12 protein-coding genes are annotated in these 15,306 nt (G+C 76.1%); 10 read left to right on the top strand and 2 right to left on the bottom strand.

Translation table 11 applies throughout. The annotated features are described in order from the left end of the window. Window positions 1-8: 8 nt before the first annotated feature. Complete coding sequence (locus NBH00_RS17285) at window positions 9-1,151, bottom strand: AAA family ATPase (RefSeq protein WP_254569840.1); 1,143 nt, start codon at window positions 1,149-1,151, stop codon at window positions 9-11. Between the two features lie 195 nt (window positions 1,152-1,346). Between NBH00_RS17285 and NBH00_RS17280 the strand changes: the two genes are divergently transcribed. The 5 genes from NBH00_RS17280 to NBH00_RS17260 all read left to right on the top strand — a co-directional run bounded on the left by NBH00_RS17280 (window position 1,347) and on the right by NBH00_RS17260 (window position 8,734). After that, entirely contained in the window at window positions 1,347-2,480 is a 1,134-nt protein-coding gene (locus tag NBH00_RS17280) for an exonuclease SbcCD subunit D (protein WP_254569839.1), read from the top strand. A gap of 1 nt (window position 2,481) precedes the next feature. Next, window positions 2,482-5,445 (top strand): AAA family ATPase, encoded by a 2,964-nt coding sequence (locus tag NBH00_RS17275; RefSeq protein WP_254569838.1) that lies wholly within the window; start codon window positions 2,482-2,484, stop codon window positions 5,443-5,445. A 108-nt stretch (window positions 5,446-5,553) separates the two neighbouring features. After that, complete coding sequence (locus tag NBH00_RS17270) at window positions 5,554-6,492, top strand: hypothetical protein (RefSeq protein WP_254569837.1); 939 nt, start codon at window positions 5,554-5,556, stop codon at window positions 6,490-6,492. Window positions 6,493-6,551: 59 nt separating this feature from the next. Further along, window positions 6,552-8,165 carry an acyl-CoA synthetase gene (locus NBH00_RS17265; protein WP_254569836.1) on the top strand — a complete coding sequence of 538 codons (1,614 nt, stop codon included), beginning with the start codon at window positions 6,552-6,554 and terminating at the stop codon, window positions 8,163-8,165. 53 nt (window positions 8,166-8,218) lie between these two features. Then, window positions 8,219-8,734, top strand: coding sequence for a YceD family protein (locus NBH00_RS17260; protein WP_254569835.1), 516 nt, complete (start codon window positions 8,219-8,221; stop codon window positions 8,732-8,734). Window positions 8,735-8,767: 33 nt separating this feature from the next. Here NBH00_RS17260 and NBH00_RS17255 read toward each other — a convergent pair whose 3' ends face one another. Beyond that, on the bottom strand, window positions 8,768-9,643 hold the full coding sequence (locus NBH00_RS17255; RefSeq protein WP_254569834.1) for a GNAT family N-acetyltransferase: 876 nt from the start codon (window positions 9,641-9,643) through the stop codon (window positions 8,768-8,770). Between the two features lie 48 nt (window positions 9,644-9,691). Between NBH00_RS17255 and rpmF the strand changes: the two genes are divergently transcribed. The 5 genes from rpmF to NBH00_RS17230 are packed head-to-tail and all read left to right on the top strand — an operon-like array spanning window position 9,692 to window position 15,295. Further along, entirely contained in the window at window positions 9,692-9,889 is a 198-nt protein-coding gene (gene rpmF / locus NBH00_RS17250; RefSeq protein WP_254569833.1) for a 50S ribosomal protein L32, read from the top strand. Between the two features lie 59 nt (window positions 9,890-9,948). Then, on the top strand, window positions 9,949-11,031 hold the full coding sequence (gene plsX, locus NBH00_RS17245; RefSeq protein WP_254569832.1) for a phosphate acyltransferase PlsX: 1,083 nt from the start codon (window positions 9,949-9,951) through the stop codon (window positions 11,029-11,031). Then, window positions 11,028-11,279 carry an acyl carrier protein gene (locus tag NBH00_RS17240; RefSeq protein WP_254569831.1) on the top strand — a complete coding sequence of 84 codons (252 nt, stop codon included), beginning with the start codon at window positions 11,028-11,030 and terminating at the stop codon, window positions 11,277-11,279. The genes plsX and NBH00_RS17240 overlap by 4 nt, the downstream gene beginning before the upstream one ends. Window positions 11,280-11,289: 10 nt before the next feature. Beyond that, the gene (locus NBH00_RS17235; RefSeq protein WP_254573739.1) at window positions 11,290-11,991 is read left to right on the top strand and encodes a ribonuclease III family protein; all 702 of its coding nucleotides are present in this window, start codon (window positions 11,290-11,292) and stop codon (window positions 11,989-11,991) included. 1 nt (window position 11,992) lies between these two features. Further along, window positions 11,993-15,295, top strand: coding sequence for a chromosome segregation SMC family protein (locus NBH00_RS17230; protein WP_254569830.1), 3,303 nt, complete (start codon window positions 11,993-11,995; stop codon window positions 15,293-15,295). Window positions 15,296-15,306 lie beyond the last annotated feature (11 nt).

Below are 15,306 nucleotides of genomic sequence, written 5' to 3'. Positions count from 1 at the left end.
CCGCCGCCTCAGCGCGCCGCCCGCAGCCACTGGGCGAGGAACGGCTCGCAGATGTGGACGCCGTGCTCGTCCCGGAGGACGACCTCGTCGCGCTCGAGCGTCTCGGTGGCGCGCTGGACGCTCGACGCCGCCGGCAGCCGGTGGCGGCTGCGGTAGGCGTCGGCGGTGACGCGGCCCGGCTCGGCGGCGAGCGCCTGGAGGACCTGACGCTGGGCCCGCGGCGCCCGCTCCCACAGGAGGCTGAAGTGCGCGTGCTCGGAGCGGAGGACCTTCTCGAGCGCCGTGTCGAGGCGCTCCGGGGTCGCGGTCCCGTCGTGGGGGACCTCCTGCCAGAGGAAGTAGGCGAGCTCCTGGGTCGCATACGGGTGGCCGTGCGTGACGCCGAGGAGCGCGTCGGCGACCACGCCGGGCAGCTCACGCTCGGTGCCCGCGAAGCGCTCGACGAGGAACGGCGCGAAGAGCTCGGGCGGGATGACGCCGAGGTCGATCTGCTTCGCGCTGCGCCAGAACGGCTCCTGCTCGTCGCTGAACAGGCGGCGCATCATGTGGCGGCGGCTGCCGAGGTACACGTGGCTCACGTCCGGCTGCTCCTGGAAGACCGAGCGCATGAGGCGGGGGAGCCCGGGGTCGATGTCGACGATCTCCTGGAACTCGTCGAAGACGAGCGCGACGCGGCGGCCGCGCTCGGCGGCGAGGCGGGCCGGCAGCTCCAGGAGGCGCTCCAGGGTGTCGCTGACGTCCTGCGCGGCGGCGCCGCCGAGCTCGAAGCTGAACGAGGGCGTGCCGTCGTCGGGGTCGATCGTGACCGTCGGCCGGACGCGCAGGCCCTGGAAGATCTTCAGGCGGTCCTTCGCGCGCACGACGGCGCTGGCGACGTCGTCGTGGATCGCCCGCGCGAGCTTGTCGGCGAGCTTCGCGGGGGTCGGGGTCGTCATGAGGTTCACCTGGGCGACGAGGACCTTCGCGCTCATGAGCTCCTGGGACGCCCGCCACACGAGCGACGTCTTGCCGAAGCGCCGGGGCGCGAGGACGACGACGTCCTGCCCGTTGCGGACGTCGGCGACGAGCTCGGCGATTTCGGCCTCGCGGTCCGTGAACGCCTCGTCGAGGGCGAGGGAGCCGAACCGGAACGGATTGAGATCCTCGGACACGCAGCCAAGCATAACGCAAGATTGCGTAACGCAAATGTGCGTTTCGCAACGCTTGTGGCAGCGGCCGTCGCCCGCTGCCGATCGCCTGCGAGTCGCAACGGTTCTTGCACGCTTTGCGCCGACTCCGTCACGGAAGTGCGCACTTTGCGCACCGGCGGTCAGGTTCCGTCCGCCTCGCCCGACACCCTCGGCACCATGCGGTTTCTCCACACAGCGGACTGGCATCTCGGGCGCTCCTTCCACGGGGCCTCGCTGATGGACGCCCAGGCCCGCTGGACGGACTGGCTACTCGTCACCGCGCGGGAGGCGAAGGTCGACGCGATCCTCGTCAGCGGGGACGTGTACGACCGCGCGCTCCCGCCCGTGGACGCGGTGAGGCTCGCGAGCGAGACGCTCGCCCGGCTCGTCGAGGTCGCGCCCGTCGTCCTCATCAGCGGCAACCACGACTCGCCGACCCGCCTCGGCTTCGGGGCGGAGCTGTTCGCGCGCTCGGGCCTGCACGTCACCACGGACGTCGCGCGGGTCGGTGCGCCCGTGCTCCTCGGCGACACGGCCGTCTACGGCATCCCGTACCTCGAGCCCGACGTCGCCCGTCCGCTGCTCGACGTGGAGGACCGCGGTCACGGCCCCGTGCTCGACGCCGCCATGGCCCGGATCCGCGCCGATCTCGCCGACCGTGCCGCCGGCACCCGCTCCGTGGTGCTCGCCCACGCCTTCGTGGCGGGCGGCGAGGCGTCCGAGAGCGAGCGCGACCTCGCCGTCGGCGGGGCCGCGAGCGTTCCCGCGTCCGTCTTCGCCGGGGTCGACTACGTCGCCCTCGGGCACCTGCACGCGCCGCAGCGCGTCGGCGAGCGGGGGCGCTACGCCGGCTCGCCGCTCGCCTTCTCGTTCTCCGAGGCACGACACCGCAAGTCGGTGGCGCTCGTCGACCTCGGGACGGGCATCCCGGAGGTGGAGCTCGTGGCCTGCCCGGTCGAGCGTGGGCTCGCGATCCTCCGCGGGCCGCTCGAGGCGCTGCTCGCCGACCCCGCCCACGCGGCCGCGGAGGCCGCCTGGGTCCAGGTGACGCTCACCGACGCCGTGCGCCCGGTCGAGGCGATGGCGCGGGTCCGCGACCGCTTCCCGCACGCCGTCGTGCTGAGCTTCGAGCCCGAGGGGGCCGCCGCCCTCGCCGAGAACTCGTACGCGGTCCGCCTCCGCGGTCTCGACGACCGGCAGCTCGCCGCGGCGTTCGTCGAGGACGTCCGGGGCGAGGGGCCGTCCGACGCCGAGCAGGCGCTGCTCGACGAGGCCTTCCTCGCGCCGCGCGTGGCCGAGGCGGTGCGCTGACGTGCGCCTGCACCATCTGCAGGTCCAGGCCCTCCAGGCCTTCGCCACCACGGCCGAGGTCGACTTCGACGCGCTCTCGGAGGCCGGCCTCTTCCTCTTCCACGGGGAGACCGGGGCCGGCAAGACGACGCTGCTCGACGCGGTCGTGCTCGCGCTGTTCGGCAAGCTGCCCGGTGCCCGCGGCACCGACGCGCGGGAGCGGGCCGACCTCGCCGCCGTGGACCTCCCGACCCGGGTCGTCCTCGAGCTGACGCTTCGCGGGGAGCGGCTGCGCATCACCCGCACCCCGCGGCAGGAGCGCCGGAAGCAGCGCGGAGAGGGGACCACGACCGTCCCCCCGACGGTGCTGCTCGAGGCCATCGCGGCCGACGGGACCGCCACCGCGGTCGCGACGCGCGTCGAGGAGGTCCAGCACGAGATCGACCGCCTGCTCGGGATGAGCCGGGAGCAGTTCTGCCAGGTCGTGCTGCTGCCGCAGGGGCAGTTCGCGACCTTCCTGCACGCCGCGAGCGACGCCCGCGAGGAGCTGCTCGCCCGGCTCTTCGGGACCGAGCGCTTCGAGCACGCCGAGCGGTGGCTCACCGAGCGCCGCAAGAAGGTCGAGGAAGAGCTGCGCGGCACGCGCGAGACGCTCCGCGACAGCGCCTCGCGCCTGGCGCAGGTGCTCGCCACCGAGGCGCCGGAGGGCTGGGAGGACGATCCCGGGCTGCTGACCGCCTGGGCGGACGAGGCGCAGGTGCTGGCGGACGCCGACCGGGCCACCGCCGAGGGCGTCTGCGGCGACGCCGCGACCGCGCGGGCGGCGGCCGACGCCGCGCGCGGCGAGGTCCAGGAGCTCGTGGCCCGGCGCGCGCGGCACGCCCGCGCCGTCGCCGAGCTCGCCGCCTTCGAGGCGGGCACCCCCGCCCGTGACGCCGAGGCGACCCGTCTGGAGCGCGCCCGCGCCGCGGCGCCCGTCGCCCCGCTCATCGCCCAAGCGGGTGCCGCGGCCGACGAGGCCCGCGCGGCGACGGGCGCCGCCACGGCGGCCTGCGCGGCCGCGGGCGGCGCCGAGCCCGTCCCCGCCGCGCTCCGCGCGGCCGCGGGGGCGGCCCGGACCTCCGCGGGTGAGGTCGCCGCGCTCGCCCCCGTCGAGGCCCGGGTCGGCGAGCGCGAGGAGGCGCTCAGGCAGGCGACGGTCGAGGCCGCCGCGCACGCGGCCGAGCTCGCCGAGGCCGACGAGTGGCTCGAGCGTGCCGCCGGGCGGCTCACCGAGCTCGAGGCCGCGGTCGCCACGTCGCGGCTCGCGCTCGCGCAGCGGGACGACCACGCCCGCGCGGCCCGCGCGGCGCTGACCCGCCAGGAGGCGGCGGAGGCCCGCGACCGCGCCCAGGCGCGCCGCGCCGTCGAACGCGAGCAGGCCCTCGGTGCGAAGTCCGACGAACTGGAGGTCACCGAGCAGTGGCTCGGGCTGCGCGAGGCCCGCCTGGAGGGGATGGCCGCCGAGCTCGCCGACACGCTCGAGGCCGACTGCCCGTGCCCGGTGTGCGGCGCGGTCGAGCACCCCGAGCCCGCCGCCCACCGGCTCCTCGGCCGGGTCACCGCCGAGGCCGAGGACGCCGCCAAGCGCCAGGTCGACGAAGCCCGGGCCGCGCTGGCCGCGGCGGAGGCGAAGCTCGCCGCCACCGACCGGGAGATCGCCGCCGCCGCCGCGGTCGCCGGGGAAGAGCCCGTCCACGCGCTGGTCGCGCTCGCTGCGGCGGCGGCCGCGCAGGCCCGCGACACCGAGCAGGCCGCCCTCGCCGCGCCGGGGGCCGAGGCCGCGCTGGGGGCGTTCGCCGCCGAGCGGGTCGCCCACGAGGCGAGCCGCGGCACCGCCGGCGAGGCCCGGGCCGCCGCGCTCGCCCGCGCCGAGGAGCTCACCGCCGCGCTCGCCGAGGAGCAGGCGCAGCTTGCCGCCGCCCGGGCCGGGGCGCCGACGATCGCCGCCCGGGTGGCGGTGCTGGAGGAGCGGGCGTCCGCGCTCGACGCCGCTGCTGCGGCCGTCGAGCAGGCCGAGGCGGCCACCCGCGCGGCCGGCGCCGCCGCCGACCGGGCGGGCACCGCGGCCGTGCAGGCCGGATTCACCGGCGTCTCCGACGCCGCGGCGGCCGTCCTCGGGGCCGCGGAGGTCGCGACGACGGAGGCCCGGATCCGGGCGCACGACGAGGGCCTGGCGGAGCGCCGCGTGCTCGTCGCCGACCCGGAGCTCGTCGCCGCGGCAGCCGCGCCGGAGCCGGACGAGGCGGCCGCGATGGCGCGGTCGCGTGAGGCCACGGCCGCCGTGGCGGAAGCCGAGCGGGCCCTCGAGCGCGTCCGCGGCCGCGGTGAGCAGCTGACGTCCCTGCGGCGCGAGCTCGAGCGGCGGGTCGCCGCGTACGGGCCGGCGGCGGCGGAGGCCGCGACGGTCCGCGGGCTCGCGACCCTCGTCGACGGCACGTCCGCGCAGAACCGCAAGCGCATGCGCCTGCGGGCGTACGTGCTGGCGGCCCGGCTCGAGGAGATCGCGGCCGCGGCCTCCGAGCGGCTGGGCCGGATGAGCGACGGTCGTTACGCCCTCGCGCTCGACGACGACCGGGCCTCGCGGGGGCGCCGCAGCGGTCTCGGCCTCCGCGTCGTCGACGGCTGGACCGGGCAGGACCGGCACCCCGCCTCGCTCTCGGGCGGGGAGACCTTCATGGCGAGCCTCGCGCTCGCCCTCGGGCTTGCGGACGTCGTCGCGGCGGAGTCGGGCGGCGCGCGCCTGGACACGCTCTTCGTCGACGAGGGCTTCGGCTCGCTCGACGAGCGCGCACTCGACAAGGCGCTCGAGGTGCTCGACCGTCTGCGGGACGGAGGGCGCGCCGTCGGCGTCGTCTCCCACGTCGCGGAGCTGCGCCAGCGGATCGGCGCCCAGCTGCACGTCGTCAAGGACCGCGAGGGCTCGCGCGTGGTGCAGACCGTGTAGGTGGTGCGCGGAGTGCCGCTGAGCACCGCGGGCCGCGCGGAGGGCGCGGGGCCGCAGGCCGACCGGGCCGATGGGCCGGCGCACAGCCCCCGGCGCTACGTTGCCCCGATGGACGAGTTCGCCGAGGCGCTGCGCGAGGCCGGGGGCATGGCCGCGCCCCGGGACCGCATCGCGCGGCTGCGGGCGCTGCTCGCCGCCGAGCTGCGCAGCGGTGCCGCGGAGCTGCGCCTGCCGCGGTCCGGCCAGGGGGCGCCCGTGACCGTCGTCATCGCCGCCGCGCCGGCCGCCGCCGGGGGGCTCGCCGTCGTCCTCCCGGTCGATCCGGCGCTGCGCGCCGACCCCGACGCGATCACCGAGCGGGCGTGGCTGCTGACCGCCGCGACCGTCGGCGCGCTCGTCGACGCGGGCGCGACCGGGCACGTCCGGGCCGGCCACCTCGGGGAGGGGCTCGCGGTCGCGCTCGGCGGTGCGGATGCCGCAGGCGCCGACGCGGAGCTCGCCGTCCTCGCCTTCGAGGAGCAGGTCGCGGGCATCGACCGCCTCCGCGCCCGGGCCCTCGCGGTTCCCGCCGCGCTCCTCGAGGACGCCGCCGACCTGCGCGACCCGATCGGGGCCGGCCACCCGCTGCTCGTGGCCGCCGAGGTCGCGCGGCAGGGCGGGCGCCCGGCGGACCCCGCGTCGGTGCAGGCGCTCGAGGACACCGTCCTCGCCCGGCTCGAGGTCGCGCCGGGTCACGGCGCGACGCGGCCGCACGACGATCCCGACCCGGCCCGGCGCGTCGCCCGGCGGATCCTCCAGCGGCTCGCGGGCATGGGGAAGTGGGGTGGCTACCACACGGAGTTCGCCCACCTCGCCCGCGGCTTCGCGCCCGCCGACCGGGCGCTCGCCGCCGAGGTGGGGGAGGCGCTGCTCGCCGCGGGCCTGCTCGCGGAGAAGCCGAGCGTCGGTCAGCGCCACGTCTTCCTCGACCCCCGCCGCGCCGCCGAGATCCACGCGCTGACCGACCGCGGCGACGTCCCGCCGGGCCTGCGCCTCCCGGCTCCCTGAGCGTCCCGCGGCCCGCGCTCGAAGGGCGGTCGACCGTCCGCCGCCCTACCATTCGTGACGTGAACGTCATCGATCAACTGGCGAACAAGGTCCACCTCGTCAGGACCCTGCACGCCGCCGGCGTCGTCCGCCCGACGCGCCCGGACCGGCTCGTGCAGGCCGGGCTCGCGCTCCACCGCTTCGGCCCGACCCCGGCGGCGGGCTACGCCGCCTCGGCGGCGCGCTTCCCGGACGCGCCGGCGATCATCGACGAGCTCGGCACGCTGACCTTCCGTGAGGTGCACGAGCGCACGAACGCCCTTGCCCACGAGCTCGCCGCCGCCGGCATCCGGGAGGGCGACGCGATCGCGATCCTCGCCCGCAACCACCGCGGGTTCATCGACGCGGTCGTCGCCTGCTCGAAGCTCGGCTGCCACGCCCTGTTCCTCAACACGATGTTCGCGGGCCCGCAGATCACGGACGTCTGCGAGCGCGAGCAGCCCGCGGCGATCATCTACGACGAGGAGTTCACCGGGCTCGTCGCCGACGCCCTCACCGGCCGCAAGGGCTTCGTCGCCTGGAGCTCCGGCGAGCACCCGGCCACCGACCCGGTCCTCGAGGACCTCATCGCCCGCGGCCGCCCCGACGACGTCACGCCGCCGTCCGAGAAGGGCCGCGTCGTCATCCTCACCTCGGGGACGACGGGCACGCCCAAGGGGGCGAACCGCAAGCAGCCCGAGTCGCTCGAGCCGGCCGCGGCCCTCTTCAGCAAGATCCCCCTCAAGGCCCGGGAGACCACGCACATCGCCGCGCCGATGTTCCATTCGTGGGGCTTCGCGCACCTCACGCTCGGGATGGGCCTCTCGTCGACGCTCGTCCTTCGGCGGCGCTTCGACCCCGAGTCGATGCTCCAGGCCGTCGCCCACCACCGCTGCACGGCGCTCGCCGTCGTCCCGGTGATGCTGCAGCGCACCCTCGAGCTCCCGCCGGCGTGTATCGCCCGCCACGACACGAGCTGCCTGCGCGTCATCGCGGCGAGCGGCTCGGCGCTGCCCGGCGAGCTCGCCACCCGCGTCATGGACCGGTTCGGGGACGTCCTCTACAACCTCTACGGCTCGACCGAGGTCGCCTGGGCGACGATCGCCCAGCCCGCCGACATGCGCGCCGCGCCCGGCACCGCCGGCACCCCGCCGCGCGGCACGATCGTCCGCCTCTACGACGACGACGGCCACGAGGTCCCGGCCGGGCAGACCGGACGCATCTTCGTCGGCAACGAGATGATGTTCGACGGGTACACCGGCGGAGGTGACAAGGAGCGCATCGACGGCCTGATGTCGACCGGCGACGTCGGCCACCTCGACGCGGCGGGACGCCTGTTCGTCGACGGCCGCGACGACGACATGATCGTCTCGGGCGGCGAGAACGTCTTCCCCCGCGAGGTCGAGGACCTGCTCGCCGACCACGCCGCGGTCGAGGAGGCATCGGTCCTCGGCGTCGAGGACCCCGAGTTCGGCCAGCGCCTCAAGGCGTTCGTCGTCGTGCGCGACGGCCAGGAGACGAGCGAGCCCGAGCTGAAGGCGTACATCCGGTCGCACCTCGCGTCGTACAAGGTGCCGCGCGAGGTCGTCTTCCTCGACGAGCTGCCACGCAACGCGACCGGCAAGGTCCTCAAGCGCGAGCTGAAGGCCGTCTGACGCGGCGGTGCGGCGGCGATCTCCGCGCCGCGTCCCCTACTCTCGGAAGGACCATGGCGAAGCCCACCGACACCTACGACCTCGCGCCGCTGAAGCTCGTCCCCGGCGACGGGCGGCGCGTGGAGCTCGAGGCCCGGCTCGACGACCTCGTCTTCGGGGCGGACACCTACGCGGCGACGCCGCCGCAGATCCCGGTCGTGCTCGACATCTCGCGGATGACGGGCGGGGGCTGGGCGCTGCGCCTGCGCTTCGAGGCCGCGCTGACCGGGCCGTGCATGCGCTGCCTGGGCCCGGCCCAGCCGAGCACGACGGTCGACACGCGCGAGGTCGACGCGCCCGGTGGCGGCGAGGAGCTGCAGAGCCCGTACGTCGACATCGACGTCATCGACATCCGCAGCTGGGTCCGCGACGCCTTCGCGCTCGCGCTGCCGGCCCAGGTGGTCTGTCGCCCCGACTGCGCCGGCCTCTGCGGCGAGTGCGGCGTGAACCTCAACGAGCACCCCGACCACGCGCACGAGCGCGGGCCGGACCCGCGCTGGGACGCCCTGCGCTCGATCACCTTCGACTGAGCCCCCGCCCGGGCGGGCCGGCGGACAGGGCGCCTAGAGGTAGGCGCCGCTCGGCAGGTACGGCGCCATCGGCCCGACGTCCCCGCGCACGCAGACCGGCCCGTCCGGGCTCAGCGCCAGCCGCGCGCGGAGCCCGGCGGTGATCGCCCAGTCGTTCCCGGCGGTGATGAAGTCGACGCCCACCGAACCGCCGGTCGGCGCGGCGGCGAAGCACGACCACAGCAGGTCGGTCGCCGCCTCCTCGTCCGTCGCCGCGAGGAGGAACGGCGCGCCCTCGCGGTGCAGCGCGAAGCCGCGGCCGGGGTGGACGAGCAGCTCGCCGCCGGCGTCGAGGCACGCCCGCAGGTCGGCGCGGTGGCTCGCACCGCGGACGAAGCGGGAGGCCGTGTCGCACGTCGCGAGGTCCGCCTCGTCCTCGAGCGACCCCTCGCGGCTGACGAGGCCGGACGGCAGGCCGCGACGGTCGAGCACTCCGTGGAGCGAGACGGACGGCCGGAGCCGGAAGCCGGCCAGCGCGTAGCGGCGCATCGCGGCCGGGTGCTCGCTGGAGAGGATGATGCCGCCACGGGTGCCGTGCCCGTAGGCGAGGGCGGGGGCGAAGAGCTGCGTGCCGACCCCGTTCCCGTGCTCCTCGGGTACGACGCCGAAGAGGCTGAGCCCCCACACGCCGTCCCGGACGAGGGCGAGCGCGAGGCCGATGATGCGGCCGTCGCGCTTGGCGACCCAGGCGCCGCCGGGGTCCGTCCGCTGCAGGTGGGCGACGCGGGCGCGGGAGCGCGCCACGCGCACCTCGTCGTCCGCCGGGCGGCTCGCGTCGGGCCACAGGGGGGACAGCGCGGCCCAGCCCACGGCGGCCGCGTCGGCGACGTCTGCCGGCAGCAGGGGACGGACGAGGACCTCGGAAGCCATGACCCGCAAGTCAAGCAGCCCCGTGATCCCCTATCCTCACTGGTCGCCATGGCCGTCCCCAAGCAGAAGCAGTCGCACTCGCGCACCACCAAGCGCCGCTCCCAGCACAAGCTGAGCGCGCCGACGTACAACGCGTGCCCCCAGTGCCACACCCCTCGCCGCCCTCACCGGGTGTGCCCGACCTGCGGGACCTACGGTGGGAAGACGATCGTCTCCCCCGACCACGGGCACGATCACGACCACTAGGTCGTCCGGCCGGCCCCTGACGGCCGGCCACCCCGTCTGCTCCGGTCACGCGCGCACGCATGGCTGACCTCACCATCGCCGTCGACGCGAACGGCGCGGACCTCGGTCCCGCCGAGGTCGCCGCCGGTGCGGCGCTCGCCGCCGCCCAGGGTGTCCGCGTCCTCCTCTTCGGCCCCGCCGCGGAGATCGGCGAGGTCCCCGAGGGCGTCACCGTCGTCGACGCCCCCGTCTCGATCGCGAAGGCGGCCGACCCCGCCCGCGCCGCGCGCTCGACGCCGGACGCCTCGATCGTCCTCGCCGCGAAGGCCGTCGCCGCGGGGGAGGCCGACGCGCTCGTCAGCGGCGGCTCCACCGGCGCCGCGCTCGCCGCGGGCCTCTTCAACATCAAGCGCGGCCGCGGCATCCACCGCCCGGCGCTCGCGATCCCGGTCCCGATCCCCGGGCACCCGGTCACGCTGCTCGACGTCGGCGCGAACGCCGAGGCCCGCCCCGAGCACCTCGTCCAGTTCGCCTTCATGGGGGCCGTCCTCGCGACCGCCGTCCTCGGCGTCGAGCGGCCGCGGGTCGGGCTGCTCTCCAACGGCACCGAGGCGACCCGCGGGACCCAGACCGTCCTCGACGCGCACGCCCAGCTCACCGAGCGGATGGCCGGCGCCACGGCCCTCGAGTTCGTCGGGAACATCGAGGGGACCGACATCACGAACGGGAGCGTCGACGTCGTCGTCACCGACGGCTTCACCGGCAACGTCTCCCTGAAGCTCATGGAGGGCGTCTCGAAGGTGCTGCTCGGCGCGGTCCGCGACGCCGCGATGTCGTCGGGGCGCGCGAAGGCCGGCGGCCTGCTCCTGAAGCCGGCGCTCGGCGGCCTGCGCGACGAGCTCGATCCGGAGGCCCACGGCGGGGCCTACCTGCTCGGGCTGCGCAGGCTCGGCGTCGTCCCGCACGGCCGCTTCTCACGCCGCGGCTTCTCGCAGGCGATCCTCCTCGCCGCCCGCGGCGCCCGCGGTGACCTCGTCGGCTCCACGCACGCCGCGCTGGAGGCCGCCGGAGCCCTGAAACGCTCACCTGCAGGGGAAACGCCCGCGCGTCCGGAGGCGCCCGCTGCTCCGACCGGAGAAGCCTCTAGCGTGTCCTCGTCATGACCCGTGAGTCCGTCTTCGCGCTGATCCAGTCCCACCTCGCCGACGAGCTGGACGCCGACCCCTCGGCCATCGACGAGTCGACGCGCTTCAAGGAGGACCTCGAGGCCGACTCGCTCGACCTCTACACGCTCGTGCAGGAGCTCGAGGACTCCTACGGCGTGAAGATGAGCGACGAGCAGGCCGCGCAGATCCTGACGGTCGCCCAGGCCGTGGACTTCGTCCTCGAGCACGCTCCCGCCGCCTCGTAGGGGACGCGCGCTGCGCCAGCTCGAAACACTCCTCGACGCGCTTCCTGAGGAGCTCAGCCGCCAGGTCTTCACGCACGCGTCGTGGACCGACCGCCGCTCGGACTCCTACGCCCGGCTCGCATTCCTCGGCGACAGCGTCCTCGGCCTCGCGATCACCTCGCACCTGTACCCGCGGCTGGACTCCGAGCGCTACGGCGCCGGCCGGCTGACGAAGATCCGCGCGCAGACGGTGTCCGGGGTCGCCTGCCGCGGGGTCGCGGAGCGCCTCGGCGTCCCCGCGCGCCTCGTGGCCGCCGCCCCGGCCGGGCAGACGGCCGACGGGCTGAAGGACACCGAGCGCGTCCTCGCGTCGATCATGGAGGCGGTCATCGGCGCCTGCTACCTCCACAACGGCTACGAGACGACGGCGGCCGCGGTCGTCGAGGCGTTCGAGCCGGAGATCGCCGCCGCGCTCGACCACCCGGTCGACTTCAAGTCGGCGCTGCAGGAGCGCCTGGCGCAGCGCGGCCAGGGCGTGACCTACACCGTCACCGCCGAGGAGGGCCCGCCGCACGAGCGGACCTTCGAGGTCGTCGCGTCGATCGGCGACCGCCCGATGGGCACCGGCCGCGGCCGTTCGAAGAAGGCCGCCGAGCAGGAGGCCGCCCGGGCCGCCCTGGCGCTGCTCGACGTCGACGCGGACGTCGTCGAGGACGGGCTCGAGGTCGCGTGACATGCACCTGAAGTCGCTCACCCTCAAGGGCTTCAAGTCGTTCCCGGACCGCACGCGCCTCGAGTTCGGGCCCGGCGTCTCCGTCGTTGTCGGGCCGAACGGGTCCGGCAAGTCGAACGTCACCGACGCCGTGCTGTGGGCGATGGGCGAGCAGTCGCCGGTCGCCGTCCGCGGCCAGACGATGCAGGACATCATCTTCGGCGGCGGCCGCGGGATCCAGGCCCGCTCGAGCGCCGAGGTCGAGATCGTCCTCGACAACTCCGACGCGACGGTCGACCTCCCGTTCGGCGAGATCTCGATCGTCCGTCGCCTCGACCGGTCGGGGGACGGCGAGTACCGCCTCAACGGCGCGAAGTGCCGCCTCGTCGACGTCCTCGAGATCCTCTCGGACACCGGCCTCGGCAAGGAGATGCACTCGGTCGTCTCCCAGGGCCGCGTCGAGGGCATCGTCACCTCCAAGCCGAAGGACCGCCGCCTGCTCATCGAGGAGGCGGCCGGGCTCGGCAAGCACCGCAAGCGCCGCCGCCGCGCGCAGCTCAAGCTCGAGCGCACGCAGGACAACCTCGACCGCTCGCTCGACGTCGAGCGCGAGGCCCGCTCGCGCCTGCGCCCGCTCAAGCGCCAGGCCGAGGCCGCCGAGCTGCACGAGCGCCTCGAGCGCCAGCAGGTCGAGGCCCGCTGGGAGCTCGTCCGCGACACGGTCCGCGCCCGCCGCACCGACCGCGAGGCCGCCGTCGCCGCCGCGGCGACCGCGCGCACCGCCCGCGACACCGCCCAGCAGGAGCTCGGCGTCGTCGCCGCCCGGCGCGAGGCCGCGGAGGAGAAGCTCGCCCAGCGCGGCGAGCACCGTGAGCGCCTCATGCGCCGCGCCTCCCAGGCCCGCAGCGCGGTCGACCGCATCGAGCTGCGCCTCGAGCGCACCCGCGACACGCTCCAGAGCGTGCAGGAGCGCGTCGAGTCGCGCACCCGCCAGCTCGGCGTGCTGCGCAGCCAGGCCGAGGAGGACCAGCCGGACGAGGACGGCCACGAGCGGATCGAGGCCCTCGAGGCCGAGCTCGCCCGCCTGGACACCGACCGCGAGGCGGCGCTGAAGCGCGAGCTCGCGGCCCTCGAGGAGCAGCGCCTCGCCGCGCTGGCGAAGGTCGAGGCTGCCGAGGCCGAGGTCACCGCCGCGAAGGCGGCGCTCGCCGAGAGCGACGGTGCGACCGAGACCGCCCGCCGCGCCCGCAAGGCCGCCGAGGTGAGCGCCGAGGCGGCGCGCCGCAACGCCTCGCGACTCGGCGCCGAGCTCGCCGCCGCCAACCAGTTCCTGCGCTCGCACACGAGCGCCCCCGGTGGCGCCCGCGCCCTCGCCGACGAGCTCGAGGTGAAGGCCGGCTACGAGCTCGCGCTGTCCGCCGCGCTCGGCGGCCGGATGACCGCGGCGATCACGCCGGACCTCGACGCCGCGGGCACGCTCCTCGGCAAGGTCGGCACCGACGGCGGTCGCGCGCTCGTCCTCGACCCCGGCGCCGCGGGCGCGGCGAGCGCCCCGCCCGCCGCGGAGCCGCCGGTCCCCGGCGCCGAGCACCTGCCGGGCCTCATCGGCGGCCCCGAGCCCGCCCTGACCCTCGCCCGGCGCCTGCTCGCCGACGCGTGGGTCGTCGAGGACGCCGCCGCGGCCGCCGCCGCGCCCGGCTTCACCGGCATCGCCGTGACCCCGGAGGGCCGCGCGTGGTTCGGCGCCACCCGCGAGCTGCACCAGGCCGCCCGTGGCGGCTCCGAGCGGGTCCTCGTGCAGCGGGGCCACCGGGACGCGCTCATCGGGCAGTCCGAGGAGGCCGTGCGCCTGGAGCGCTCCGCGCTCGAGGCGGTCGAGGCGGCGCAGGCGGCGGTCTCCGCCGCCGACGCGACCCGCGAGCAGCACGACCGCACCGCCCGCGAGGCCGAGCGCGCCCGCAACGCGGCCCGCGAGGAGGTCCGCCAGGCGGAGCTCCTGCAGGCGCAGCGCCGCAAGGCTCCCGAGGACGCCGCGGGCGCCGTCCGTCGCGCGCAGATCGAGGGGGAGCTCGCCGCCGAGCGCCGCGTCGCCGAGCGTGCCGCCCGCGAGCGGGACGAACGGGCGCTGCGCATCACCTTCCTCGCGGGCAAGCTCGAGCGCGACACGGCCCTGGCGCCGTGGTGCGACCGCCTGCTCGCCGCGCTGACCGCGGCCCTCGAGGGCCTACGCGAGCAGGTCACCGTCGCCGAGGCCGCGCTCGCCGAGGAGCGGCAGGCGGGGGAGGGGGTCGCCGCCGAGCTGCGCGCCTGCGCGAGCGAGGAGGCCGCGATCCAGCAGCGCCTGCGCGAGGCGGGCGACGCGCTCACCCGCGCCGAGGTCCGCGCGCAGCAGCTCCGCGATCAGGCCGCCGAGGCCGAGCTCGAGCTCGGCACGCTCGCGGAGACGCTCGGCCTGCCGGCCGAGCCCGCGACCGAGCCGCTCGTCCCGCAGGACGCCGAGCAGCTGCGCCAGCGGATCGACCGCCTGCGCAAGCGCCGCGAGCAGCTCGGCCCCGTCAACCCGCTCGCGAAGGCCGAGTACGACGAGGCGCTCGCGCACGTCGAGGAGCTCGAGACCCAGCGCGCCGACCTCGAGACGGCGCTGCGCGAGCTGCGCACGTTCATCAAGGACACCGATCGCCAGATCCGCGAGACGTTCGAGGAGACGTTCAACGCGGCCGCGAAGAACTTCGAGGAGCTCTCGCAGCGGCTCTTCCCGGGCGGCCGCGGCCGGCTGCGGCTCGTCCGCGAGGACGCGGGCCCGCGGCCCGTGCTCGGTGGCGCGGACGCCGACGGTGACCCCGAGGCCGCCGCGGAAGCAGCCGCCGACGCGGAGGCCGCGGCTGAGGCGCAGGCGAGCGAGGGCGACACGGGCTTCGGCCCCGACGACGACGTCGGCGTCGAGATCGAGATCACCCCGGCGGGCAAGGCGATGAAGCGCCTGACGCTCCTCTCCGGCGGCGAGAAGTCGATGACGGCGATCGCGTTCCTCTTCAGCGTCTTCCTCGCGAAGCCGTGCCCGTTCTACATCCTCGACGAGGTCGAGGCCGCGCTCGACGACCTGAACATCGGGCGCTTCCTCGACCTGCTCGAGACGTACGCCGACCGCGCGCAGTTCATCGTCGTCACGCATCAGAAGCGGACGATGGAGGCCGCCGACACGCTCTACGGCGTGACGATGGGCGACGACGGCGTCTCGAAGGTCATCTCGCGCAAGCTGCCGCCGCGCGAGGTTGTCGCGGACGCCGTGGCCCGGCGCAGCGCGGCCGAGACGGCGCCCGCGTAGGCTCAGGCCGG

This window comes from Paraconexibacter antarcticus, from assembly GCF_024220175.1.
In the GTDB taxonomy this organism is placed as follows: domain Bacteria; phylum Actinomycetota; class Thermoleophilia; order Solirubrobacterales; family Solirubrobacteraceae; genus Paraconexibacter; species Paraconexibacter antarcticus.
This window is presented reverse-complemented; position numbering and strand designations above follow the sequence as displayed.